Consider the following 25,489-nt stretch of genomic DNA (forward strand, 5'->3'; position numbering starts at 1 on the left):
GCTCAAAATGCAGAATCGGCTCTAATAGCTAGTGGCGGAACTTTAGCGGTTTCGCGAAAAGTTCCGCCACTTGCAGGAAATGGATTTTGAGATGGCGAAAACCGCAGCAAACACAGCGCCGGTCGTCGAAGGGTTGACCGCATTGATGGAGCGTCATGCTGACGCTCTCTCCAGCCAACTTCAAGCACATCATCTCAAGGTCTTCCCGCCGACGTCCGAAAAGGGCATTCGATCCTTTGCACCGTCAGAAGCCTCAAAATTGCTTGGCATCGGTGAGTCTTATCTTAGACAAACTGCTTCGGAAATGCCTGAACTGCACGTTAGTATGAGCCCTGGCGGTCGACGCACGTTCACGATCGAAGATATTCATTCAATCCGTAAGCACCTGGACCTGATTGGCCGCGGGAACCGGCGCTACCTGCCCCATCGTCGCACGGGGGAGCAGCTTCAAGTCGTCTCGGTGATGAATTTCAAAGGCGGCTCGGGCAAGACGACGACAGCCGCGCATCTGGCACAGTACCTGGCAATGCGTGGCTACCGGATTCTCGCGATTGATCTTGATCCCCAAGCAAGCCTTTCCGCACTCTTCGGCAGTCAGCCAGAAACTGACGTTGGTCCGAACGAAACACTCTATGGCGCCATCCGGTATGATGACGAGCAGGTCCCAATCGAGCAGGTTGTCCGAGGAACGTACATCCCGGATCTTCATCTAATTCCTGGCAATCTTGAACTGATGGAGTTTGAGCACGATACCCCGCGCGCGCTTATGAACCGGAAGGAAGGTGACACGCTTTTTTACGGTCGGATCAGTCAGGTCATCGAAGACATCGCGGACAACTACGATGTCGTCGTTATCGATTGCCCTCCCCAACTTGGCTATCTCACGCTTTCAGCTCTGACCGCCGCAACCTCGATCCTCGTCACCGTCCATCCCCAGATGTTGGATGTAATGTCGATGAACCAGTTTCTGGCGATGACCTCGAATCTCCTTCGGGAAATCGAGAACGCAGGCGCCCAGTTCAAGTTCAATTGGATGCGCTACCTCGTCACTCGTTTTGAACCGAGCGATGGCCCGCAGAACCAGATGGTGGGCTATCTGCGTTCGATCTTCGGCGAAAATGTCCTCAATTTTCCGATGCTCAAGACGACCGCCGTTTCGGACGCTGGCCTGACGAATCAAACCCTCTTTGAGGTTGAGCGCGGACAGTTCACGCGCTCGACCTATGATCGGGCCTTAGAGGCGATGAACGCCGTCAACGACGAGATCGAAACTCTAATCAAAAAAGCATGGGGTAGAACCACATGAGTCGGAAGCACCTCCTTGACGTCACCACGGACGCGCCCGACAGCTCATCAGCTGCTGAACACAGAGCGGCAAAGACTCGCTCCATGCCGCTTCTCGGCGTGACCAGAAAAGAACGAGATCCAGCGACGAAGCTGACTGCAAACATCGGTAACGCGTTGCGCGAGCAAAATGATCGTCTTGGTCGTGCCGAGGAGATCGAGCGGCGTCTCGCCGAAGGTCAGGCCGTGGTTGAACTGAACGCGTCGTCAATCGAGCCGTCCTTCGTTCAGGATCGCATGCAAGGTGATATCGAAGGACTTCTTGCATCCATCCGCGAGCAAGGACAGCAGGTCCCAATCCTTGTGAGACCTCATCCCGTTAAACCCGCGCACTACCAAGTTGCCTTTGGACACCGCCGGCTGCGCGCCGTTTCGGAGCTAGGACTGCCGGTCAAGGCGGTTGTTCGAGACTTGACGGACGAGCAGTTGGTTGTCGCACAGGGTCAGGAAAACAATGAGCGCGAAGACCTCACCTTCATCGAAAAGGCACGTTTCGCACACAAGCTAAACAAGCAGTTTCCACGAGAAATCGTCATCGCGGCTATGTCAATCGATAAAAGCAACTTGTCGAAGATGCTCCTGCTTGTTGACGCCCTCCCCTCTGAATTGATCGATGCCATCGGCGCCGCTCCAGGCGTTGGACGCCCAAGTTGGCAGCAATTGGCAGAGCTGGTTGAGAAAGCATCGCCTCCGGCAGGCGCTGCGAAATATGCTGCCTCGGAGGAGGTGCAGGCGCTGCCGTCGTCGGAACGGTTCAAGGCAGTGATCGACCATCTGAAACCGCGTCGGACTGCGCGCGGGTTGCCAGACGTCCTGTCGACCCCCGATGGCGACAGGCTTGCGCAGGTCACGCAGAGCAAGAGCAAGCTAGAAATTACCATTGACAGGAAAGCCACGCCGGATTTCGCGGCTTTCGTACTCGAGCATTTGCCGGCGCTTTACCAGGAGCATCGCGCAAAGCATCAACGGAAACAGGGAGTGTAACCCGCAAAAGAAAAGAGCTCCCTCAACGTCGCCGTCGTGGAAGCCCTTCTGTCTCTGTAGCAAGAACAGAATCGCATTTCCTCGAATCCTCGTCAAGAGTCTTTGGCGCCGTTTTGGTGAGCGAATTTCCTTTGCCTGCTGAAAGGTGAGAGACAATGCAGTCGGGGAATGTAGCGACGCCGTTCGGGCGGCGGCCAATGACGCTTGCGCTCGTGCGGCGCCAGGCGGCAATGGAAATCAAGCATGGAAAAGCTGCCGATAAGTGGAAAGTGTTGAGAGACGCTTCCGCCGCGATGGAACTGCTCAAGATCCAGTCGAACAGTCTGGCTGTTCTTGACGCACTTTTGAGTTTTTATCCTGACAATGAGTTGCGTCAGGATGCACAATTGATTGTCTTCCCCTCGAATGCCCAACTGGCGCTTCGGGCGCATGCAATGGCGGGCGCAACGTTGCGGCGGCATATTGCCATTCTGGTGGAGTCGGGGTTGATCGTCCGTAAGGATAGCGCCAATGGCAAGCGCTTCGCCCGCAAGGGCGACGATGGCCAGATCGAGAATGCTTTTGGCTTCGACCTGTCGCCCCTCCTGGCGCGATCGGAAGAGTTGGCGATGTTGGCGCAAAGAGTGGCGGCCGAGAGAGCCTCGCTCAGGAAAGCCAAAGAGAGCCTTACAATTTGCCGGCGGGATGTTCGCAAACTTATTACTGCTGCAATGGTCGAGGGCGCCGACGGCGATTGGAAGACGACCGAGGACATCTACATTGCGCTCGCGAGCAGAATTCCGCGCGTTCCGACCCTTGAAGGGGTCACTAGCGTTCTCAATGAAATGGAGATGCTCCGTGAGGAAGTGCTTAATCGTTTGGAAAACCTCGAGAATGCTGAAAAAATTAGCACCAATGCTGCTCATATCGAGCAGCACATACAGAATTCAAAACCCGAATCCGTAAATGAATCTGAACCACGCTCCGAAAAGGAGCAGGGGGCAAAGGCGAGCTTGAGCCTTCAGCCGAAGAATGAATCGCAAAGGGCGTTCCCCTTGGGATTGGTGCTCAAGGCGTGCCCGATGATCAGCGACTATGCACCGCGCGGCGTGGGAAGCTGGCGAGATCTGATGTCTGCCGCTGTGGTGGTTCGATCTATGCTGGGGGTAAGCCCTTCCGCCTACCAGGATGCCTGCGAGGCGCTAGGACCGGAGAATGCTGCGGTGGCAATTGCGTGCATCCTGGAAAGGGCTAACTTCATCAACTCTCCTGGAGGCTATCTGCGGGATCTAACGCGCCGAAGTGAGCGCGGTGAATTCTCGCTTGGCCCGATGATAATGGCGTTGTTGAAGGCCAACGGGCAAGGCGGTTTGAGGGCTGGGTAAGTGCGGCTGATCGTTATTCCTGCCGTTGAGGATTTCGGTTGTGGTCAGCTGACCACCAAGCTAACCTCTTGGAAAACACCAACTTTCAAAGGCGGCTTGTCGCAGGCATTGTGCCGGTTACCGTCTGGCTCCCGAGCCAAATGACGCCTCTTAGGGGAACAGTAGACCGTGATCTCAATACGAACGCGCCCAAGGTCGCGCACGAACAAGACCAGGAGCGAAGTCTTCGCACGAAATGGCAGCCGCCTTTCATCAATTCATTGGCACCGGCGCGGCAAATCGCAAGGCGGCCGGCTGTGCCGGCTAATCGCGAGTGGGCGATGGCGCCGCATGGATAGGACGCAATAGGAACAACTACCTGCTGCCATCCGCAGCGCCGGAATCTACGGGGCTGATTCGCGGCGGCACTTCCACAACACTGGGAGAATTCATCAACCGCTATCTTGGGCGAGGTGACGCAATGAGCCACTCGACCCTATGGTCTTTTGACCAGGCAAGAATGGCATTCGAGGTGAGTTTGGTGCCGTTGTCGGAGAGATCATTGCGAGTTTCGAGCGAGGCGACGACCGGAGATCGAGGTGTCCGGGGATCGCCGCGAGGCATTCTCGCGTCGCGTCATCGACGATGTTGAGCACGCGAAACCCCCTTCCGTAAGCGAACTTGCAGGCACGCGCGCACCGATCCTGGCCAACGCGAAGGCTCTGCCCGCTGGTCGCTGGATTTTGTTCGTGACCAAAAGCAAATGATCCAGTGGAACATTTCTCCACCGAACGACTGAGGCATATACCTATCTCGCAAGGCCCAGCCATCGGCACAGTATTTGAGTCCGTTGAAGAAGGTGATGGGTCCAGGCGGCTTGGAGGAGGCATAGCCGTTCCAGCCGCCGAGTTTGGCGACGATCCAAGCGGCCCAGGCGAGCGAAGCTTTGGGATGGGGATTGGATTGCAGCTTGGTCTTGCCCTTGAAGCGGCTTTCGAGGGCGGCGAGCGTGTTGATCTCGTGGGGACTGACTGCCAGGCTTGCCGGGTGAGGATCGCCGCCACTGCGGTCCTGCACGAGTTGGAGGACGATTGCCGCGGCCTTGGCGGCGATGGCGACGAGCTTTTCCAGCCGCGGCGCTAACTGCAATTGGCTGTCTTCGATCTTGAAGCCCTGCGTCTTCATCACCCGGAAGAACTGCTCGATCATCCAGCGCTGCTTGTACCAAGCGACGATCTGCCAGGCGTCAGTCGCACTGGAGAGCGCATGGGTGGTCAAGAGCAGCCAATGCAAGGGCTCGACACCGTCGGGTGCGTCCGGTTCGACGACCTCGACCCAACTGAGCCTAACCCCGTCGGGCAGCCCTTCTTCGCGCAGGTTTTGCGGTCGCCTGATCGTCGCCTGGCCGAAGCGCAGGCACAACGTTGCCTGCCGCGCCGGACGGTCGGCGCGCTCGCGCAGCTCGATCGTTTGGGTGTCGCAGAACCGAACTGTCTCTACGACATCACGCAGTTTAGAGCCGCCGATGAGTGCATGGTCATGCATGACGCGCGACAAAAGATCGAAGCGTTGGTCGGGCAGGCGCGCCCACATCATAAAGAAGTCGCCCTATTGCGCGACCTCGCGACCGGCGACCGGCGACCGGCGACCGGCGGCTTCGGCGGGGGGGGGAGCGCCGTTGGGGTCGACCGCATCTACGGGCTCTATCGCGAAGAAGGACTTTCCGTTCGCAAGCAGAAAAGCCGGGGCGGCACTGTCGGCACGCGTGGCCCGATCCTGGTCGAAGCGAAGGCCAATGCCCGAAGCTCGCTGAATCTCGTTCACGACCAGTTCGCTTGCGGAAGGCGGTTTCGCGTGCTCAACTTCGTCGAAGACGTGACCCGCGAATGCCTGGCGGCGATCCCGTGCACCTCGATCTTGCGTCGTCGCGTCGCTCGCGAACTGTCGGTCCTCATCGAACGGCGCGGCAAACCGGGGATGATCGTCTCCGACAACGGCACGGAATTCACCTCGAATGCCATCCTTGCCAGGTCGAAGGATCATAGTGTCGAGTCGCACGGCATCACGCCGGGAAGCCGATGCAAAACGCTAATGTCGAGAGCTTCAACGGCCGGATGCGGGACGAGATGGTCAACCAAAGCCTGTTCCTCGGCTGCGATTATGCCCGAAGCGCCATTGCTGGGCCGACGATTACAACCACTTCCGGCCGCACTCATCGCTCGGACCAGACCCGGGCACGTGATGCAGATACCATTGCCGCAACCGGCTCCAACGCTGCGCGAGATGAAAGCTTCGCGTTTCCGCCACTTGGCGTACTCGGAGCGCGCAGGCTCTAGTTGTGAGCTTTCGGGAGGTTGTCCATTCAAAGCGGATTTAGGAGACTGGAGCTATCACACCTCGAGTCGGAAGGATCGCCGCGAATGAACATTCATAAGAATGCCCGACTGACGCCGTTGCGCCGGGAACAAATGGCGCTTGCTGTTATCGAAGGGCATCTGACCCAGGCTCAGGCAGCACAGGCCTATGGCGTCGCGGCCAAGATCGTCGCCCGTTGGGTCGAGCGTTTCAAGGCCGGTGGTCGAGAGGCGATGCTCGATCGTTCCTCCCGACCTCATGCCATGCCCCGGCAGACCAGTCAGGCGCTGGCGGAGCGCATCATCACGCTTCGCCGCCAGCGCCTGACTGGCAAGCACATCGCGATCGAAACCGGTGTATCTGCAGCGACGGTGAGCCGGGTTCTCAAGCGCGCAGGCCTCTCCCGCCTCAAGGATATCGAGCCGGCCGAGCCTGTGCGTCGTCATGAACGCCAGGCTCCCGGCGAGATGATTCATATCGACATCAAGAAGCTCGGCCGGTTTCATGAGGTCGGCCACCGCATCACCGGCGATCGCACTCGCCAGAGTTCGCGCAGAGGCAAGAGTTGGGGCGCCGGTTGGGAATGCGTTCATGTGGCCATCGACGATGCCTCTCGCATCGCTTTCTCACAGATATCGCCGGACGAGACGAAAGAAAGCGCCGTGGCCTTCTTGAAGGCGGCATTGGCCTATTATGCCAGCCTCGGGATCGCGGTCGAGCGCGTCATGACCGACAATGGTCCCTGCTACACATCAAAGCCATTCGGCCAAGCTTGTCGCGACAACGGCCTCAAGCACGTTCGCACCAGACCATATACGCCTAAAACCAACGGAAAGGCCGAACGCTTCATCCAGACCGCCCTCAGAGAGTGGGCCTACGCCGTCGCCTATCCCAACTCGGACATGCGCGCCGCCGAACTGCCACGATGGCTTCATCGCTACAATTGGCACAGGCCTCACGGAAGTCTAAACTCAAAACCACCAATCACTAGGCTCGCTCTTACCCAGGACAACCTGTTGAGGCTCCACATCTAGTCGCCGCCGGAGAGGATTGAGTGCTAGGTCAGCGGGTCCACTGATCGAGGTTTTTCGCCAGACTCTGCTGTCGTGGGCCAGCAAGTCTTTTGGGGTGGGACGCACTGCCAACAGCTGCTTTTCCGGTGGTCAGCTGACCACAGCTACAACACTCTGAAAAGAAACGACATTTTCGGGCGCTACTATGGACGGCGCATGACCCGCTCCTCGCGCCACCTCTCACAAGATCGGTTGTGTAGAGATAGGTACCGTCCTGTCGCCGCCATGGGTCGCGGGGTCTTGGCGGTCATTTTTGATCGTACATGACGTTCTAAGGGCATTGGTCATGGTTGCCCGGGTAGAATGGCCGACAGCCCTTCTATGCGGCTGGTGTAGTAAGGTCAGTTGATGCACGGAGCCGATTGAGCGGCTTCGTGTTCGAACGAACAATCGCGGTGTTTGTCACGACTGAAAGGAGACATTGCTTTGTAATCTTAACGGCGGTCTCCGCAGGATGCTTCAGGACGAAGACCTCCCAGGCTTCGAGGACAGTCGAAATTTGCTGGTCGTAAAACGAATGTTTGCAGATCTTCGGCCGTAATCATTCTTGTAGGAAATATAGCTGGCGGCGCGGACAAATGGCTCAATCAAATTGTCGAGCATCCTTGAAAGAACGCCGAAACGCGGACGGATTGTAAAAGAAACAAATACTGTCTGACTGAGTTCCGGCTCGCGCCCGAATTCGTCGTGCAGCCGAGACGGCTTTTTGGTAGCGAGGGGAGCGGCTGTCCTCTGCTTTTACCCGCGCCGCCGAGGGTCATGGCCCGCGCGCCTCTGCGGATCATAATCACCGCGGCTGAAGCCTTCAGCACGTTCCGGGGGAGGGGGCGAGCAGGCGGAGGAAGCCGGCTCCGCGGCGAGGATGTAGGCGCTGAGCTGAAACCGCGGAGCGATAGCGACTAGCGGTCCTGGCGCTACAGATCCCCAAAGGCCGGACCTGACGGCTATGCAGTCGAATAGCGACAAGAAAAGACTCTCTGCCATCGGGCGTCGGATGAACCATGCCCTCAACGGCGAATGAGGCCAAATCGGTGGGCTTCGTCCAGCAGGACCCGCACCGAGGACGGTTGCCAGTTCTTGCCGCTGCGCACAGGCCGTTCTCCCATCTGGTCCAGTTGCGCGGCAATGTCGCGCAGCGACAGGTTGGGATCGGCAATGGCAATTGCCGCCACCAGCTTCATCAGATAGTCTTCGGGAGCCCGGCGAGGGGATCGAGCAAGGAGTTCCTTCTCCGCGAGCTTTTCGCGTACCATGCGATGAACAGCGCGACGAAGGCGTTCGACGGTCCAGTCGTGGCCACGGCGATTGAGAACCCGCACGACATTGTCCCAACTGTGCTGCGGCCGGAGTTGACGCACCATCGGCAGCCACGTCTGCGCCGATGCAATGAGTTCATCGAGATAGAGCTTCTCCCGTGCCTGCGAGATTGCCTTGATCGCCTCCGGCCGTCGTTCTCGCAGACCGGGATTTCCAGGAAGCTTGCCGCGTGCCTTCGCCGCCTTAATGCCGGCTTTGGTACGCTCAGCGATTAGCGCCCGCTCGAGCTGCGCGACGGCGCCGAGGACCTGAAGGGAAAACATGCCCTGCGGGGTCGACGTATCGATTGGATCGCGGATCGACCGGAAATGCACGCCGCGGGCCTCGAGGTCCTCGATCACCGACAAGAGATGACTGACGGATCGGGCCAGTCGATCGAGGCGCACGACAATGAGGACGTCGCCGGCGCTAAGTTCAGCGAGTAATCGCGTCAGCACCGGTCGAGCCCGCGATGCTCCGGAACCATGCTCCTGATGGATCCGATCGCAGCCGGCTGCACGCAGCTCGTCCAACTGGGCATCGTGGACCTGTTCATCCGTCGACACCCGGGCATAACCGATCAGCCGCTTGGGAGATTGTTGGTTGTCAAATGTTTGTGGCTTTGCCATCGCGCTTGTAACGGCCCTGTCTCGAAGTAGTTTGTACAGATAAGGCATGCGTTAGAAATCGAACAGTTGCAAGCGTGTTTTAGGCATTGAATAGCAGCCCGCCAGACTCGAAATGCCGCCGCAGACGAGCAACGGAGCGTCCGGATGAGCAAACGCGCGTCCGCGGGCTTCTCTGGCGGAAATGCCGGAAAAGCAGCGGTTTCGGAGATGGCTGCGAGAAGAGAACCCTGCTGAAGAGCGCCGGCGCATAATTCCGGAAGCGAGGCGGGACCACGTGCGCCGACTGCGGCCGTTGAATTCTGTCTTGGGTAGTCCGGTCATCCGGGGCTAAATCACCCTAGAAGCCCGGGAAACCGGGCGTTTCCGGCGATCCTGGACCACCGACAAACTGATCTACGGCCTGAAATCCATCACTTCCGATAAGCAGTACTTATCGGAAGTGATGCCTCGCGCAAACCACCGTCAGGGGCAACGGAAGCTAAAGGCATTTTCGCTTCTAAAACAGAAAAGAACAGCGCTAATTCATATGGTTAACGGGATGGAAACATCACGTGCTCCATCAAGTTGGCAGTAACGGACGCGGAAAATGAGACCGTAGACAATTGAGGGCAGGCCGAACCTGCCTGCGCCTCGGCGGCAAGCTCGGTCGTACCGCGCGAGCCCGTCTGTAAGCAGAGCCCGGCCGATCGCCCGTTCCGGCCTAAGCCGCTTCCCAGACCTGGTTCAGGATTTTTGCGGCGAGCGCCGCCTTGTCCTGCGGCAGGAACCGCCCATAGTGCTGCTGCACCACATCGGGGGTATCCTGGATCGCATAACTCGCCTGCTCGTAGGAGCCTGTCTGCTTGAGGATATGCGTCGCCAGAATATCCCGGACATTGTGCGGACCGTGCGGCAGCAGGCCCTTGATGGCGCCGCGACCGGTATAGGGATTGTAGATTCCATATCGTTGGATGACGGTTCGCCAAGCTTAGTAGAATGTCGCGGAGTCGTATGCGGCTTCGGTACTGGTCGTCTTCACCGTCTTCACGAACAGGGTGCCGGGGTCCTTTGCACCGGCGAGCAACACACCGCGGTGCCGTTCGATGTACGCGTCCAGGTATTTGTAAAGGTCGAGCAGGTCGGGCAGGATCAAGCGGAAAGGTTTCTGGCCGAAGAAGGACGAGCCGGAATTCTTGAAGGCGACGGACGGGATGAGCACTTCCCAGCCACGCTCGCGATCGCTCCAGCGCAGCTCCCCGCATTTCATGTCTTCCAACCGGCGTTCCGCCGTTGGAAAATGACCGCGCGGGCAGACGCGAAGCTGGCGGAGGTTCTTCTGCCGCAGCCCTAGATGCAACCCAAGCCGAAGCATCAGGAAGGAGCGGACGGCTTCCGCCGCCGGCCGCGGATAGTGGTCCTCGTCCGGCATGCGCTTCAGGATCTCGTCGGTGATCTTGCGATATTCCGCCAGCGGACTGTCTGCCTCCAGGATCACCATGATCGGCTCGAAAGGATCGCGATGAACGCGCATGACCCGCTGAACTTCCTTGGAGCGATTGGCAGCATGCCGATGAAACGCATCGCAGGCGCCATGCCAGTCACGCGAAGCGAATTCGATCTCCTCTGGGGCGATCAGGCCTTCGATGGATCTGACATTCCTCAGAAGCTCCGGATGCTGCCGGATCCAGCCGACCTCGGCACGGGTGAGGGCTTGTGCGACCATCAGCATGTCTTCTTCCCACTTGGTCTAGAAGCCGCGCCGCTGCTCGCGCCATTGCAGATACCAGTCCCAGACACCCGGGAAAATCAGCAAGCCGAAGGTCAATTGGCTGAGCGGGACGCCGCGGCCTTTGACGATGCCGGCGGGTGAGGCGGCGAGCGCCCCGAACATCAGCCCGAGATGCTCGATCTTTTGCGATGCCGTTTCCTCGCCCCACACGCCATTGCGCGGGAAGCCGATCGCCGTCAGCGTCGAGGTCTTGAAGCGGATCAGGTCCGCCATCTCCATCGCTAGGCGCGGTGGAGCATCGACCACGCCGGAAAGAAGGTCCGGGTCCTCGAAGGATTCTTCCGCGCTGCGATTGTCGCCGATGGTCAGAGCTGCCGATCGCGGAGACAGCGATCCACCGCCATAGGTGATGCCGGGAAAGCGGATGGCATAGCGTTGCTTGCTGGCCGCCGCCTGGTATCGGCGATAATCGGTGGAGCCGGAGATGATGACCCGTCGCACCCAGTCGAGGATCTCCTCGCGCTCGGAAAACGGCAGGCTGCCAAAATCGTCCGGCAGATGCCAGGCCAGTCGCCGCCGCTCGGCAGGACTGATATCGCCAAGGTCATGACCGTTGAGCGAACGCGCCTGATGCGGAAGCTTGGCCTTGAAATATCCCGGCGTCAGTCGATAGCGCCGCTCGATGCGGGCGAGGATATCGAAGCTGGCAATGGACCTCGGCGCGCGTTCACCCTGGATCCAAGACAACAAGGTCTTGTGGTCGAAGCTCTCGCCGAGACGAATGATCGCGCGATAGAGTTGCCAGTAACTGTCGCCGAAGCGGCGCATCTGGTAGATGAGCGCGTCCTGAAAGCTCTGGGGATCGTCCGCCGCTTCGAACAGCGGTTCGGGAAACTCCTGGACCGGTTTCGGCTGCGGACCTCGCGGCGCAGAGGCGGATTGGGCCGGAGTGTTGTCGCTGCCCATCCGTTGGGGCTTGCGGGTCGCGGATGCCACTGGTGCTGGCGCGCGACGAACGGGTTTGGGCGATTTGGTTTTCGACTTTGACGGTCGAACGTCTTCCGCCGCCGGCGGCATGCGGAGCCATCGAAGGATGGCGTCGAGGCCTGGACGTAGGTGGTGTTTCAGCTCCGCTGTCATCTCGTCTTCGACCCCGCAGGTTTCACCGATTTTCGTCCAGTCGATGCGGCCGTTCAGCAAAGGCGGTGATTTGCGGTAGATAATCAGGCTGATGAGGTATGGTCGGATATTTTCCAGGACCCGTTTCGATGCGATCGGCGCAATGCGCAGCTCGCAGAAATCTGAGATCTTTCGTTGAAAATGACGTGAGGAAACATCTTGTTTTGGCATGCTCGCATTCCATAGCTATCGGCCCAATGCCGAGGGCGAGCGGAAATAAAAGCTGTCCTTTAAAAAACAATGTATCCACCGGCGGCCCATTCTCAATGAGCGCGGCCGGATAGCGCTGGCACGCACCATGGCGGCGCGGAAGATGCAGGGGCGCCGGAACGTCCTAGATGCTGCGGAGTTGGTTGAGCTCGTCATGGCACAGACGCTTGAGGTGACGTCGCATGCGCGCGGCGGATTGTGGGAACCTGGGATTGAGGGAGGTGACGGAGAGGGGAGGTTTCGGGCGTGGGGCGTGATGTAGCCTCCGAAAAATATCGCGATTGATTTCGCCTTCCGTCGGTTCATTTTCTGCGTTGTTGATTGTTGCATTGAATCCTAGATCCGCAGCACTGTGCGGCCGCGTGGTATAAGAAAGTGCGTCTGATGTCAGAGAATCTAGAAAAAATTGACTTGTCTGAAAATCAACTCTTGGCTTCGATTTTCGGAAATTTAGAGTGGGGCAACGCTGACGTCTTCGCGCTTAGCTCGCTTGGCGAACCTGATGGTCTCGGCGAGATTGCTGGCTACTTGAGCATGCTGGACGGCAAGCGCAGAGTCCGAGATATCTATCTGATTCTTCCGCCGCTTGGCGAGCGGGATCGTGACACTGTCGGGTCCCAAGTGCGTGCGGGTATCCGCCGTGCCCATTACACCATGGCCCGCGATGAAAGAGCGACCAGTATTGCCGATTCCAGGTTCGAAAATCTCAAGTCTATTGAAACCTCCAGCTTCAGCGGCGAAAACCTGATCTCTGTCATTTCGGTTGCACGCGAGTATGACGTCGTCATCATCGCTGATGCGAACGAATATCGATTTGCCGGTGTCTCAGTTCCGCTCGAGACCGTACTCGACGAGGACCGGTGGGCGCCTCATCTGGCCCATTTGATGCTGGCAGCTGAGAGAGTGGCTCGCGCCCACGGCAGCTATATCCTCTTGGTCACGAGAACAGGTCTGCCAGCCAGGCAGCCTAATATCGATCGGCTCCGCGATGCAGGAGATGTTGGGCTACTTGAGCTCCGTGTGTCCGTCGCAATGGGCGCAGAAGAGGTCGTGGCTTTCGTTGAACACCTGATCGATCTCGTTGACCGCGATCGCGCCGGCGCTGCGCTGTCCCTCATAGAAAACGAGGTCCGGCTGTCTAAAGACCAGAGATGGGCACTTGAGATCGACATTTTCTCGCGAGCAGGTCTAAGACCGCGCGTTCAACAACTCCTTCAGGAAGACCTACCAGATACGGCATCACTTCCGGCAACCGTCCTGCTTCGTCTCGCTGAAATTGCTGCCGAAGCCGATCGTGACGATTTATCTGTCTGGCTGCTGGATCAAAGTCTGCCTGATCTGCAATCCCAATCTCATCTCGAAACTGCTTTGAGCGTTGCGCGGAGGATCGAGCGGCGACCTTTGGTCGAACGGGTGATGATTGTTCTCACCAATCTGCATCCGGAGTCCGTTGTTCTTCGCCGACAGCGCGGATTTGACGCCGTAACAGAGGGAAAGTATGAGCAGGCCTCCGAAATATTTGAAGGGCTGCCGACCCCAAAAGACCGTGATCGAGCCCAATTCTATCGGGCACTCAATGGCCGAATCGAGTGCGGTGCGCTGAAGCAGCCGGAGGCGCTGATCGAAAATCTGATCAACCAGTTCCCCGACTACAGCAATGCTATCCGTCTGCAGGTCATCAGGTCACTGGAGCGCACCGATAGGCGTCTGGACGCGATCGCGTTGCTGCTCGACACGGACTTCTCGACAGAGGCCACCTGGCTGACGCTTGCATCAAATCTAATTGAGCAGACGATCCTGGCCGGCGAACTTGATACCGTTAAAGGAACTATTCCCCAACTGGTGGATGTTTCGCTTCGATATCTCGCGTCTCATCCGACTGACGGACGCGTCCGCACATCCATTGTCGACCTTCTTGATGCATCACACCTCGCAACGTTGGGGCCTGCGATCCTTTTGCGCTCAGTTCTTGAGCGAGCCGGCCGGCCGGTCACGGTCCGCGAGCGAACCACGGTCCAACCGCGGTCCGGATTGAAAGATATTGAATCTTTGCCAGCGGTCTCGCGCAGAGTCTTAGATGCGCTGGCAGCAAAAGGGGAGGGAGTGATCGTCATCGCGAAGCACACCGTGTCCAGAAAGGAACTTGGAGCTGATCCGGATCAAGTCCTCGCGGCAATCCTTGAATTCATCAATTTTTTCGAACCTGGACGGCGGGAGAGCGTCGATACGCAGGTGCTGCACAATCTGGTAATCGTTGCGGCTGCTGTTGCACCGCTAGCCACCGCAAGCGATGAGGATTTGACGGTTTTGCGGGGAGTGGCGATCAAGCTGGCAGTCTGCGGCCAATCGCAGGCGGCTCGCGATCTGGCTGAACAGGCGCTTGCACTTGCTGGCGATAGCCCACCGCGTCGTCGGCAGGCCCTCTTCTCCTTCGCCGATATTTATGCGCGTCTGGGCATGACGAGAGAATCCCTACTGGCGCTTGCCGCCGGCATGGAAGCAAGTGACAGCGTCACTTGGGACGAAATTTGGTACGAGCTCAATCTTCTGTTCAGATTACTCCGTGATCTGGGTCTGGCCGATCGAGCTATCGACCTCATACCTCGCTGCCGCGAAGCGTTGGCGGCGATGGGATTGGAAGATGTCTTCGGTCACCGCCTCGACACGTTCGAGCTTCAGGCGAAGGATCAGATGCGCCGGAAAAATGCAGCTCCGGCCGAGGGCTTAGAGACTTTATTGGCCGATGCAACCAAAAATGCTCGAGAGGCCCTCAATGCCAATGACGAGCTGCTCCCTGTTACCGTCTTCTTGCGACAGCTTATGAACGAGGCGCGAGCAATTGGGTTACCCGGGCATTCAGAAACGCAGTTGGTTTTCGACAAACTTGTCGAAAAACTCCCCATACCCCACAAACCCATAGCCCTGGCGATTAGTGATAATCCGACACTGGAAGATGTCGTTGCCGTGGCGGGCGGCGTTACTGCTTCCCAATATGCCGACGATACCAGTTATGACCTGCGCTTGGTCAGAGCAATCGCGAAGAAGCTTGCCCGGTCTTCCATAGATAGCCAGGACCTGGAAGGCTTCGTTTTCGCTGCGGAAGCCTTGAGCGATCAAGGTCTGCAGGTGTGGGGAAGGAATGGTGAGCTGGTACAGCCCACTCGATTGCTTCATTCCAGTGGCGATCCTCTTACGGTCGCATCCGATCTCGCCCAATGTTTGCCGATCGTGTGCCTGGCAAGGGACGAGGCAGGTCTGATGTATGGGAGGCTTGGTGGGGAGGGCGAATGCAGACTGGATGCTGTACCGACCAGAGTGTTCGAGACAATGGCCTTTAAACAGTGGCGGGAGATCTTCCCCTATGGCTATCGAGAGCTTGGTGATGATGCGTTTCGCGAATCAACGGCGTCTCTCGGCTTGGTCGAGCTGCCGAAACGAGCGCTTTTCATCGCTGGCGAACTCACTCTTTTGCCGCCGAACGTCATGAGCCTAGAAGGTGATCTCGTCGGTTTGAACAGCGCAGTCGCGACCGCACCGTCGCTTGGATGGTTGCGTGCTTCGATCGACGCGGATCGTCAAGGAGATGGTAGTGCCGCTGCCTGGATACCTGTCGCCTCGGACCTCTCCGACACCGAAACCCTTTCGCTGTTGCGAGATGACATCGTGGATGTTCTTACCGACGCCAGCGTGCCTCTGTTCACGGAACCCAAACCCCCGAGTAGTTTTTCCAGAGCAGATCTTGCGATCCTTGGAGCGCATGGAGGGCTCTCGCATGAAAACCAGTATTTCCGATCGGTGAGCGATGATCGTCATCAACCAGCCGACATTAAACAGCTGGTGGACCTTCTTCATAATAGCCGCGTGGCGATTCTATTTGTTTGTTCCGGCGGGCGCCACGATTTTCATCCGGAAAGCGGCGGCGCCGTGGGTCTGGCGCGGCGCCTGCTAGGACATGGACTAAGCGCGGTCGTTGCACCATCTTGGCCATTGGAATTTCTTGCTGTTCGCCCTTGGCTGAAAGCCTTTCTTCCAGCTTGGAACAGCGGATCACCGTTGATCGATTCATGTCATGTGGCGAACCAAGAGGTTGCCCGCGTGTCCAGCTACAGTCTCAAGCGCTCACTGGCAATGACGCTTTATGGCAATCCCCTTGTCACGATCGACGGCTGCGCCTGGAGTTGACTGCGGGAAGTCGATCGTCTCAGGACATCCAGTAAGACGATCTGTTAAGGAAGACCTGAATGTGGATTGGTCCTAAAGGGTTTAAAGTCACTGTAGGGGAAAGAACTCAACGGCAAACCTCATTGATCGCGCTTGCCAAGCTGTTGCTGTTCCAATTGACCATGATATTGGCCTGTTGCTCGAGCTCAACAGGCGTGCGCTGTTGATTGCGACGGCGTATGCCAATGATTGGCTTGGGGTACATGAACGCGTTCAAAGCGAGGTCGATTTCCGTCTGGATCCAGAACCGTTCGTTGACGTACATTCCCGCAGGAACGATCACGCAACTAGCTTGGCGAATCTGCTCCTTCAGCTTCCCCTTGAGGACTGAAATGCGAACGGCTTCATTGGGTGCTACTATCGGCTCGTTTCTGGGAACGCTGTAATCGCGGTAGGAAAACCAAGGAATATTCTGCGATGCCGTATCAAGTAACCGAATGACACCTTCGTAGCGTTCGCTGTAACTCCAAGCGTGGCTAATAAAAACATCGTATGTCATGTAATTTCAAATCCATTGTGGAAGCACCTGCGTTCTTCGTACACAGGCGGTGCAGTCGCCTACCAGTGGGATTCGATGAAATCCCCGGCTATTGTTTGTGATAACTGTTTAGCCCTGCAAAAAAGTCGGGTCGGCATGTATAATACGTTGCTGCATTATCCAATGCGGACCGAGGCTCAATCGTCACCGGGCTACGGGCACCGAATAGCGGTTTGCGATCTTCACATTTTGACAATTTTTAGCTTAGTTGCTGGCCGGTGACGGTTGAACCAAGTTGATCAACGACTTGTAGTCCTTCATCCTTCTCTGCCGCTAATCTGACAAGCCTTTTCCAGCCTGTCTCCAAAGACTATGCGTGTTGTTGCCTAGCCACCCATTGCGTATGTTCCCTAGAGAAGGCCTGCTCGGCCTCTACGACGAATTGTGAGAAATCGCCCTCAGTTTTCATCTCGGGGATCTTACCTCGAATGATGCCAATTTCATGTGCGGTCAACGTATACGAGGAAGCAAGTTCATTGAATTTCTTGACTTGCATCCAGCCTAGGATTGAGGAGGCGACCACGATTACTGGCTCTATTGGCCAAAATACGAAGGTTGGTTGGGTGATCCTCATTAGACTCAACACAATCGCAACCGCATATGCGATTACGCTCGCCACGACCCAGAGCCTGCTGGCTTTCTTGTTTGCGCCGGCCTTTTTCGCATACCATTTCCGTTGCTCAAGAATCCGATGTGTATCGTAGAACCGAATTCGATCTTCTAAGGGTAGGGCCCTCACATCTTCCATTGATGTCGTAATCTGGTCGGCGGCCGCCTGATCAGGAGGCATCCGATCGCCAATAAGCCTGTTTGCCGACAATATTTCGGCGAGGTACGTCCGGAATGACCTTGCCCCGTTGACATAATCCATTTTGAAGTAAGCTCTGGCCCATTGAGAGGACCAGGGAATGAAGCGCAATCGTTTCACAGACGAACAGATCATCGGCATTCTGAAGGAGCACGAGGCTGGCACGCCGGTCTCGGAGCTTTGCCGCAAGCACGGCGTCAGCGATGCCAGCATCTATAAATGGAAGGCCAAATTCGGCGGCATGGAGGTATCCGAAGCCAAGCGGCTGAAGACGCTGGAGGACGAGAACACGAAGCTGAAGCGGCTTCTGGCGGATGCCATGCTCGACAATGCCGCTTTGAAAGACCTTTTGGGAAAGAAGTGGTGACGCCCGCGGCCAAGCGGAAAGCTGTCGCGCATCTGATGAGCCATCATGAGATGAGCGAACGGCGGGCGTGTAAAGCCATTGGTTTTTGCCGAATGACGATTCGTTACGAGACCAGGCGCGACGATGATCATGAGCTTCGCGAGCGAATGAAGGCGTTGGCGCATGAACGCCGCCGCTTTGGATATCGACGCATTCATGTGCTGCTGAGGCGGGAGGGTCACCTCGTGAACCACAAGAGGCTCTTCCGGCTCTATCGGGAGGAGAAACTGACGGTGCGCAAGCGCGGCGGTCGCAAGCGAGCGATAGGCACGCGAGCGCCGATGCTGGTGCCGATGGTGGCCAATGACCGTTGGTCGCTAGACTTCGTGTCGGATCAGTTCACCGATGGGCGCAGGCTGCGGATTCTGACCGTCGTCGATGATTGCACGAGGGAGTGCCTGGCGCTCGTCGCCGATACATCGCTTTCCGGTCTTCGCGTCGCACGGGAGCTTGACCGGATTATCGAGGAGCGCGGCAAGCCGAGGATGATCGTCAGCGACAACGGCAGCGAGTTCACCAGCAACGCGATCCTGCAATGGGCGGACCGGACCAAGGTTGACTGGCATTACATTGCGCCTGGTAAGCCTATCCAGAACGCTTTTATCGAAAGCTTCAACGGGCGGCTGCGAGACGAGTTATTGAATGAAACTCTGTTCTCGTCGCTTGCTCACGCCCGGTCTGCGCTTTCAAACTGGCGTAGCGATTACAACGATCAACGCCCGCATTCAGGCCTTGGCTGGCTGACACCGGCCGAATTCGCTCAGACACTCAACCCGCGACGTGATGTGGTGCTGCGCAGCCGAAATGGCTCCGCACCGCAACCCGCCGCTACCGAACCAACAACAGCAACCAAAAAACGCTGGAGCGAACGCAAAACTGGATAAAACTTGGGGGCAAGGTCAGGAATTCCGACCGGCGCATAGCAAGGTTATCGGCATCGCCAAATGGTTCGCCTCGCATGCAATATTTCCAAGACGACGTCTTGATAGATTCCGCGAGCGCACGCCCGCGGTACCAGCCTTGCTCCGGTTTCAGCAGGCTCCGCGTGATCATAAGCACCAACGAAGCAATCAAAATGAGCGCTGGGATAATGAAGTACAGCGAAGTCGTATAGAAATTCATAGAAGAAATGGTCGCTAGGAGCAGGAGGCCGTACTCAGCTTTAACCAGCCATAGAAAGAAGCTTTGCGAGCTCGCCGACATCACGTTAGCGGTCCTATAGAGAGCCGGATATTCGAACTGCGTAGTCGTCATGATGTTATCGGTCCAATCGCTCTGTCGGCTAGCGGCGTTCACAACGCAGCCTTTGCACATCTTCCAGTATCCACCACCAGTCTGTTGCCCACAGCAAGCAGGACAACAGAAGGATGAGATGTCTCAGACAGTCTTGTCCTTCGCCACTGAACGGAGTTCAGTGATGACGGCCAAAATCCAGGCTCGTTCTTCTGAATCGTTAGGTAAGGCATCCGCCAGCAGCTGAATGTTGTCGGCGGTGGTTTCCGGCTCCCATGGTTCGCGTACCCTTGGTATCAGATCGGCGAGGTGTTCTTCACTCAGCACTCTATCGTGGCTTAGCACGCCAAGTTCGAGGAGTGTCGCATAGTCCCAGTAGTCAGGCGTGCCGGTGGCTATCTTCCTCCTCACCGCGTATTCGACGACCGATCGCAGCTCGGAAATTCGTTTGTCGTTCGGATCGAACACATGGATCAACGTCAACGCGTTGATACCCGGATAAGCATCTCGCCAGTCAGCTTCAAATCCCCTGCTGTACGCTTCGATCGCCTGTTTCAGGAACCCTTTAGCTTTGGTCGGCTTTTTTTCGTTGCTGGCCGTCCGCCACCGGTCCTTGTAGACGCGACCTAAAATGCCATAGGTCTCACTACTTGCGCCACGTTGTTCTATAAGATCGAGCAGGACTTCTTCGGCTTTCTCACTGTTTCCTGCACGGTTTAGTGCGAACGCAAATTGCTCCCTTATCAGGATCGTATTTTGCAGCGGCGCATCAATTTTATCGAAGATTCGTACCATGTCAGGCCATGCTTTGGCGCCACGGTAGGAAAGGAACAAATCCACGATGACGCCGGCCTCTTCGTCATCGAGCGCGCCCAAGGTGAGTTCTACCTCATAAATTGCATCTCTGCCGAGCTTCCTAGCTTCGCTCAATTTGTTCTTCAGTTCAGCGGTGTAGGCAACTTGACTGCGAAAAACGTCGGTCTTTTCATGGGCGAGGTCAGGATATCCATCCAATAACTGATAGAGAGGGCTGTCTTTCTCCAGGTTTTTCCTAGCGGCTTTTATCTTGTCGACCAGGGTCTTGACGGATGCCCCTGTGTTCGCGGGTCCGCCTCTGCTACCGATCGGGTATGGCATTGCTCGCAGCGGCGCCACGTCGAATGGCAACCGACCCTGCCCCTCCGCGTAAAGGAGTACAGTGGTTCGCGGTTTCGCAGCATGCCGAACGCCGAGTTCGTAGAACACATTGGCGTTCGCCGTCGTCAGATCCGCCACCGCGAAGTCGCAGAGAACAAGCCGCTCAAACATTGGCTTATGGATAATGCCCCCTGCCTGCTCCTCATCAGCTCTGATCGGCTCCAGCCCAGCTTGTTCCACTGCTGGTTTGATAAGATCGCGATAGACCGCATCGAAATCGATCGGCTTCTCGCCGCCGGCAGATTTTTTTCCGAAAGGCATCAGCACAAAACACAATGGCTTATGGACCACTCCTAGAACTCCCCCTCGCGATCAGGCTACCTCACTCCGGTGGCCAGGAAACTTCCCCTGATTGAAATCGGAACTGCGGTTCTGAAATGCTGCTGTTCATCTATTGGCTATATGGCAAACTTCAACTACGAAATGCAATCTGACATTGAGAATAAGGAAGGTCGACTGCCATGTTCGTCGCCGGCGGACTTTATCGCGAAGTCTGTGAGACGCCATCCTGGAACCGAGAGTTCGGATCTGGGGTCAGAGCGGCGGCCGCCATCAGCAAGCTGTCACCAGGCACGAAATTTCACACCTATCGTTCGTGCCCAGGTGGCGAGGCTATGGGGTATCTAAAAGGACTTGGCGTCGATGTCGTCTGCGAGCAGCGCCCGACCGACATCGTGTTTGCATATTTCCATCCGTTATCAAACCCACTGATCCGGCCAGCTGTCGACCACGCTAGCACGCCGTTGGCCGTGACTGGCGATTGCGTTTTGAGGTTTGGTTTCCTGGAAGGTTCTGCAATCGTGAACGCCGAAAGGGCAGTCTACGACCCACAAGGATCGGGTACTGTCGAGCCATTCGAGGCCAACGGGTCGAAGGCGGGTGAGCTAGCGATCGTGCTCAATGAAGAAGAGCTTTTGCGATACAGCGGCAGCTCAGATATGAAAGCTGCCTGTGACACCCTACTCAATCAACGCCGAGCTGGCGTGATCGTCGTCAAGTGCGGCGTTCGAGGGGCACTTGTTGTAGAACGGGAGCGCACCAGCAACATTCCACCCTACCATTCGGAACGTGTTTTTAAAATTGGTACAGGCGACGTCTTTAGTGCAGTTTTTGCACATACCTGGGCGGAGCAACACATGCCGGCAGTCAAGTCCGCTGAAATCGCCTCGAAGGCCGTATCGTTCTATTGCGACGCCGATGAGGTGCCCTTGCCACCTTTGACCACAATATCGAGGTTTCCTCTCACTGGTACTTCACCAGCTTGTGTGGCTTTGCGAGGCTCCGTGGAGACACTTGGAAGGCGTTATTCTCTCGAAGAAGCAAGATATTGCCTTCAATCGCTTGGAATGGCAGTAGAGGCGGTCGACTTAGGTGATATGCCAATCGCACGACATGATGGCCCAAGAACCTTGCTGATCTTAGCGGATGGGCTCAATCCCCAAGCAGTTCAAGAAATGATCTCCACCCCCCCTAGGGCGCATCGAATTGTTGTGTTGGACGAGGAAAAGCGCCTTACACCCTGGGAGGGTATCGTATTTAAAGATGATTTCATCACAGCCTTGTATGTAGCCGCATGGCCTGTCGAAGCGCAATGATATGCTTTCACATTGCGCCCATGTATTGCAATGGTACCTTTCAGCGAGTCGGGGGGAACGCTCGTAATGGCGGATGTTTATGTCATCCACTCCAGCAAAGATAACGATAAGACACATAGAATGGTCAAGTTATTGGAAGCGCAGTGGGACGTCTGGTGGGATTACAATCTAGTCGGCGACTATTCGGAAGTTATCGAGCGCGAAATCGCTAAGGCAAAATGTGCGGTCGTTATCTGGTCGAAAGACGCCAGCGATAGCAAACCGGTACGCGAGGAAGTTCGTCTCGCCGAAAGACATCAAGTTCCTATAATTCCGATCCATCTGGATACGGTTGAAATGATGTACCCATTTGCCGGCCGGAGCGGTGTTAATTTTATCTCGTGGGACGATTCAGCCGCTCATTCGTGCTTTGAACAGTTAGTTGCAAAAATTTCAAACGTAGTCCCGCAAAAAAAGTCGGTCAGGCAACTGGTTCCTTCTCCGCAAATATCACTCACGTGGCCGAGTCTTCTTTTGTCCGTCTCGTCCCATGAGACGCAACTGGTGCCCTTCGATGCCGTCAAAGCACTCAGGTTGTTCGGCGCGTCAGCAATTCTGGTGTCAGCATACGATCTGCTTCCCTCTCGGCGCCCCAAGGGAATAATCCAGGAATTAAGACAAATTCAGGAGGATGGCGGATTTATCCTGATTGACTCGGGCAACTACGAGGCAACTCGGCGGGGGGACGACAGTTGGACAGCCTCGAAATTCGCAGAAGCAATGAAAGACGTTCCCCATGACTGGGCGTATTGCTTTGATGTCGTGACGCCAAGGGTTGAGCCCGATAGGGCGATAGAAAGCGTAGTCAGGGCTGTGAAACGGGATCGTACTGCGGCCACGGCAAAAATATTGCCAATCGTCCACGCGCCAAAAGAGACCTTGAGTGGGTACAACGTCAAAGACCTACCGTACATTGTCAAAGAAGTTGCTGCCACACTCTCTGCTCCTCTTATTGCGGTAGCGGAAAGGGAGCTAGGGTCAGGCCTGATCGACCGAGCGAAGACGGTGAAGCGTATAAGGCGAGAGCTTGATAAGCTACCTTATTATCAACCCTTGCATGTGCTTGGAACCGGGAACCCTTGGAGTATTGCGCTTTTGGCCGCCGCAGGCGCGAACAGCTTCGACGGCCTCGAGTGGTGTCGAATGGTTGTTGATCAACAGACTCATCGATTGCATCACTTCCAGCATTTTGATTTCTTCAAATATCAGATGAGTTTTTCGGACTCGCAGGTGACTTTGGACGCGATCGATGATCCGAAGATCGAATACGCGGGTAAAGTAGCCCTGCACAATCTCGATTATTACCGCCAGTTTGAGGTGAGACTGGCAAATGCGATGAAGTATAAGCAAATGGAAAATATGCTGACGGACATGATTGGTCCGGCTAGCGTCCAGCAGATCAGGAACGCTATTCCGGATATCTTTCAATGAATTCGCTTCGCGACCGCCTCGAGCGTGCAGTCGTCTCGATATATTCCGACGTCGAGGAGAGGGCCCTATCGGTTCCCGCAACGTTCGAGGAACGTGTTCTTTGGAAGGAGTTTGCATGTTGCGTTCTTAGTAGCCAGGTGCCCTATCCCCTGTCGGTTGCAGCGGCCGAGGCTATCGACCGCGAAAGCGTTCTCCACATCGAGGCGCTGGAGGACACCGAGGATCGGCTTGTCTCTATTTTAAGGGCACCCCTCATCGTAGATGGAGCATTCAGACGCTACCGGTTTCCTGCTTCGCGGGGACGCCAACTTGCAGCCGCGCGGGTCACCGTAACGCGGCAAGCCGGCACCCTAGGAAACTTGCTCGAGATACATCAGGACCCTGCCAAGTTGAGATCGTGGCTCGTCGAAAACACCCTTGGTATGGGACCGAAGCAAGCCAGCATGTTTCTACGCAATTGCGGGGTCAGCTATGACCTCGCCGTACTTGACCGGCATGTGCTCGAATATATGGCAGAGATGGGTCTCTGCTCAGCCGCTCAAAGCTCGATTTCGAAGATGTCTGAGTACCGCAGGCGGGAAGATACCTTGCGTTCCTATGCCAGCAGCCTCGGCGCAGCCGTAGGTCTGATGGATTGGGCCATATGGATCGTGATGCGAATGTTCAAACAAAAGTCGGTTACTGAGGAACTTCTAATATGAGCGTAGTTACATTGGTGTCCGGCGGTCTCGATTCCACTTTGGTAGCCTATTTGGCGATCGAAGAAGGACTGAAGGTTCATCCCCTGTTCGTCAATTATGGCCAACGAGCGATTGATCGCGAGCTCGCCGCTTGTAAAAACAGTATGATGAAGTTGGGAATCCTGGACGAGCTCGAAATAGCCGACCTCTCGGGATACGGAAGGTTGATCCGCTCCGGACTGACTGACCCCAACAAGCACATCGTTGAAGACGCGTTCACGCCCGGTCGCAATATGCTGTTTTTGCTGACGGCAGCGGCGCACGCTCACCAAGTCAATGCCGACGCGGTGTCGATTGGTCTACTTCACGAAGAAACAAGTCTATTTCCCGATCAAACGTCTGGTTTCTTGCAAGACGCCGAAGCTCTAATCACTCGCATCATGGGCCGCTCAATCAAGGTGCTTGCGCCGTTAGCGGCCTTCCACAAAGATGAAGTGATACAACTCGCAAAAGCTAAAGGTGTAGGCGGCACATACTCGTGCCATCTCGGCTTAGAGGAACCTTGTGGCGAATGTATTGCATGCAATGAATTTAAGGTCGGGGAGGCTTGAATGGGAGGCGGAAGCAGCGGAAGTTGGAGTCGGTTAGGCGACATCCGTTCCCTTGAAGAAAAGGCAAAAGCGGCCCTCCAAGGTGGAAAGCGTAACGTCTTTATCAGCTTCGCGACCGAGGATATCAACGAGGTGAATCTGCTTCGAGCTCATGCGAAGAACGAAAACAGCGATATCGAATTCAATGATCACTCGGTCCGCGAACCTTACGACAGTGAGAGAGCAGCTTATATCAAGCAGAAGATCACCGAACGGATCAATCGCTCCTCGGTAACGGTGGTCTACTTGTCGGAGAGCACTGCGCAGAGCCAATGGGTGCAATGGGAGGTCGAGAAGAGCATCAGTCTCGGCAAGAGGGTCATCGCTGTGCACCCGCAAGGCAAGGCTCCCACAGTTAATCCACAGTGGATAAAGGAAAACCAGATCAAAGTTGTCCCTTGGAACAAGCTGTCCGACGAGCTCAGATAGCTGCTTTTTAGTTTCGGGGAAGCACTACGTCCTGACCGGTGCCTGGCAAGCTGATCCATTAGGAAAATCTTGCAAGGCGGTGCCGCGAGCGCACAGTTAGATCGACACTATGCTCGCGAATACGAGAGGCAACGAATTCTG

The 25,489-nt window shown here is 56.4% G+C and carries 18 protein-coding genes and 3 pseudogenes; 12 read left to right on the top strand and 9 right to left on the bottom strand.

Annotated elements, in window-relative coordinates; genetic code table 11:
* The first annotated feature begins 91 nt into the window (after positions 1-91).
* The 3 genes from repA (at position 92) to repC (ending at position 3,692) form a co-directional block, all read left to right on the top strand.
* Positions 92-1,306, top strand: coding sequence for a plasmid partitioning protein RepA (gene repA, locus QMO80_RS28425; protein ID WP_011053501.1), 1,215 nt, complete (start codon positions 92-94; stop codon positions 1,304-1,306).
* On the top strand, positions 1,303-2,328 hold the full coding sequence (gene repB / locus QMO80_RS28430) for a plasmid partitioning protein RepB (RefSeq protein WP_004672729.1): 1,026 nt from the start codon (positions 1,303-1,305) through the stop codon (positions 2,326-2,328). Before repA ends, repB begins: the two co-directional genes overlap by 4 nt.
* Positions 2,329-2,483: 155 nt before the next feature.
* The gene (gene repC, locus QMO80_RS28435; RefSeq protein ID WP_011053503.1) at positions 2,484-3,692 is read left to right on the top strand and encodes a plasmid replication protein RepC; all 1,209 of its coding nucleotides are present in this window, start codon (positions 2,484-2,486) and stop codon (positions 3,690-3,692) included.
* Between the two features lie 465 nt (positions 3,693-4,157).
* Here the strand turns inward: repC and QMO80_RS28440 are convergent.
* A pseudogene (locus QMO80_RS28440) lies at positions 4,158-4,351 on the bottom strand (IS3 family transposase); the annotation flags it as partial.
* Entirely contained in the window at positions 4,308-5,267 is a 960-nt protein-coding gene (locus tag QMO80_RS28445; RefSeq protein WP_011053283.1) for an IS4 family transposase, read from the bottom strand. The pseudogene QMO80_RS28440 and the gene QMO80_RS28445, both read right to left, overlap by 44 nt.
* Before the next feature lie 84 nt (positions 5,268-5,351).
* On the opposite strand from QMO80_RS28445, the pseudogene QMO80_RS28450 reads away from it, so the two are divergent.
* Together QMO80_RS28450 and QMO80_RS28455 are read left to right on the top strand one after the other, a co-directional pair.
* Positions 5,352-6,007, top strand: a pseudogene (locus tag QMO80_RS28450) (integrase core domain-containing protein); the annotation flags it as partial.
* Positions 6,008-6,091: 84 nt separating this feature from the next.
* Positions 6,092-7,060 carry an IS481-like element ISRel2 family transposase gene (locus QMO80_RS28455; protein WP_011053284.1) on the top strand — a complete coding sequence of 323 codons (969 nt, stop codon included), beginning with the start codon at positions 6,092-6,094 and terminating at the stop codon, positions 7,058-7,060.
* 1,046 nt (positions 7,061-8,106) lie between these two features.
* Here QMO80_RS28455 and QMO80_RS28460 read toward each other — a convergent pair.
* From QMO80_RS28460 to QMO80_RS28470, 3 genes and pseudogenes are all read right to left on the bottom strand, one after another.
* Entirely contained in the window at positions 8,107-9,024 is a 918-nt protein-coding gene (locus QMO80_RS28460) for a recombinase family protein (RefSeq protein ID WP_008534020.1), read from the bottom strand.
* Between the two features lie 700 nt (positions 9,025-9,724).
* Positions 9,725-11,560, bottom strand: a pseudogene (locus tag QMO80_RS28465) (hypothetical protein).
* 334 nt (positions 11,561-11,894) lie between these two features.
* The gene (locus QMO80_RS28470) at positions 11,895-12,161 is read right to left on the bottom strand and encodes a hypothetical protein (protein ID WP_225881501.1); all 267 of its coding nucleotides are present in this window, start codon (positions 12,159-12,161) and stop codon (positions 11,895-11,897) included.
* A gap of 344 nt (positions 12,162-12,505) precedes the next feature.
* Between QMO80_RS28470 and QMO80_RS28475 the strand changes: the two genes are divergently transcribed.
* Positions 12,506-16,303, top strand: a complete 3,798-nt coding sequence (locus QMO80_RS28475) for a hypothetical protein (protein ID WP_012489394.1) — start codon at positions 12,506-12,508, stop codon at positions 16,301-16,303.
* Between the two features lie 106 nt (positions 16,304-16,409).
* Here QMO80_RS28475 and QMO80_RS28480 read toward each other — a convergent pair whose 3' ends face one another.
* Positions 16,410-16,841: a TIR domain-containing protein gene (locus tag QMO80_RS28480; RefSeq protein WP_012489395.1), complete on the bottom strand. Its 432-nt coding sequence runs from the start codon at positions 16,839-16,841 to the stop codon at positions 16,410-16,412.
* Positions 16,842-17,190: 349 nt separating this feature from the next.
* Entirely contained in the window at positions 17,191-17,751 is a 561-nt protein-coding gene (locus tag QMO80_RS28485; protein WP_283201240.1) for an SLATT domain-containing protein, read from the bottom strand.
* Positions 17,752-17,788: 37 nt separating this feature from the next.
* Between QMO80_RS28485 and QMO80_RS28490 the strand changes: the two genes are divergently transcribed.
* Positions 17,789-18,978, top strand: a protein-coding gene (locus tag QMO80_RS28490) for an IS3 family transposase (RefSeq protein WP_283201018.1) whose coding sequence is annotated in 2 segments (ribosomal slippage) — positions 17,789-18,038 and positions 18,038-18,978 — 1,191 coding nt in all. Because the reading frame shifts where the segments join, the coding sequence is not laid out codon by codon here.
* On the opposite strand, the gene QMO80_RS28495 is transcribed toward QMO80_RS28490, so the two are convergent.
* Positions 18,923-19,408 carry a DUF4231 domain-containing protein gene (locus tag QMO80_RS28495; RefSeq protein ID WP_369685951.1) on the bottom strand — a complete coding sequence of 162 codons (486 nt, stop codon included), beginning with the start codon at positions 19,406-19,408 and terminating at the stop codon, positions 18,923-18,925. The genes QMO80_RS28490 and QMO80_RS28495 overlap by 56 nt on opposite strands.
* 63 nt (positions 19,409-19,471) lie before the next feature.
* A complete protein-coding gene (locus QMO80_RS28500) occupies positions 19,472-20,815 on the bottom strand; it encodes a TRAFs-binding domain-containing protein (protein ID WP_012489397.1) in 1,344 nt (447 codons plus the stop codon).
* A gap of 170 nt (positions 20,816-20,985) precedes the next feature.
* Between QMO80_RS28500 and QMO80_RS28505 the strand changes: the two genes are divergently transcribed.
* The 5 genes from QMO80_RS28505 to QMO80_RS28525 all read left to right on the top strand — a co-directional run bounded on the left by QMO80_RS28505 (position 20,986) and on the right by QMO80_RS28525 (position 25,348).
* Positions 20,986-22,119 (top strand): carbohydrate kinase family protein, encoded by a 1,134-nt coding sequence (locus tag QMO80_RS28505; protein WP_012489398.1) that lies wholly within the window; start codon positions 20,986-20,988, stop codon positions 22,117-22,119.
* Between the two features lie 66 nt (positions 22,120-22,185).
* Positions 22,186-23,589 carry a TIR domain-containing protein gene (locus QMO80_RS28510; RefSeq protein ID WP_283201241.1) on the top strand — a complete coding sequence of 468 codons (1,404 nt, stop codon included), beginning with the start codon at positions 22,186-22,188 and terminating at the stop codon, positions 23,587-23,589.
* Complete coding sequence (locus QMO80_RS28515) at positions 23,586-24,290, top strand: N-glycosylase/DNA lyase HhH-GPD family (protein ID WP_012489399.1); 705 nt, start codon at positions 23,586-23,588, stop codon at positions 24,288-24,290. The genes QMO80_RS28510 and QMO80_RS28515 overlap by 4 nt, the downstream gene beginning before the upstream one ends.
* Positions 24,287-24,880: a 7-cyano-7-deazaguanine synthase gene (locus QMO80_RS28520; protein ID WP_041684015.1), complete on the top strand. Its 594-nt coding sequence runs from the start codon at positions 24,287-24,289 to the stop codon at positions 24,878-24,880. Before QMO80_RS28515 ends, QMO80_RS28520 begins: the two co-directional genes overlap by 4 nt.
* Positions 24,881-25,348, top strand: coding sequence for a TIR domain-containing protein (locus tag QMO80_RS28525; protein WP_012489401.1), 468 nt, complete (start codon positions 24,881-24,883; stop codon positions 25,346-25,348).
* Positions 25,349-25,489 lie beyond the last annotated feature (141 nt).

It is taken from the genome of Rhizobium sp. BT03 (assembly GCF_030053155.1).
GTDB lineage: Bacteria > Pseudomonadota > Alphaproteobacteria > Rhizobiales > Rhizobiaceae > Rhizobium.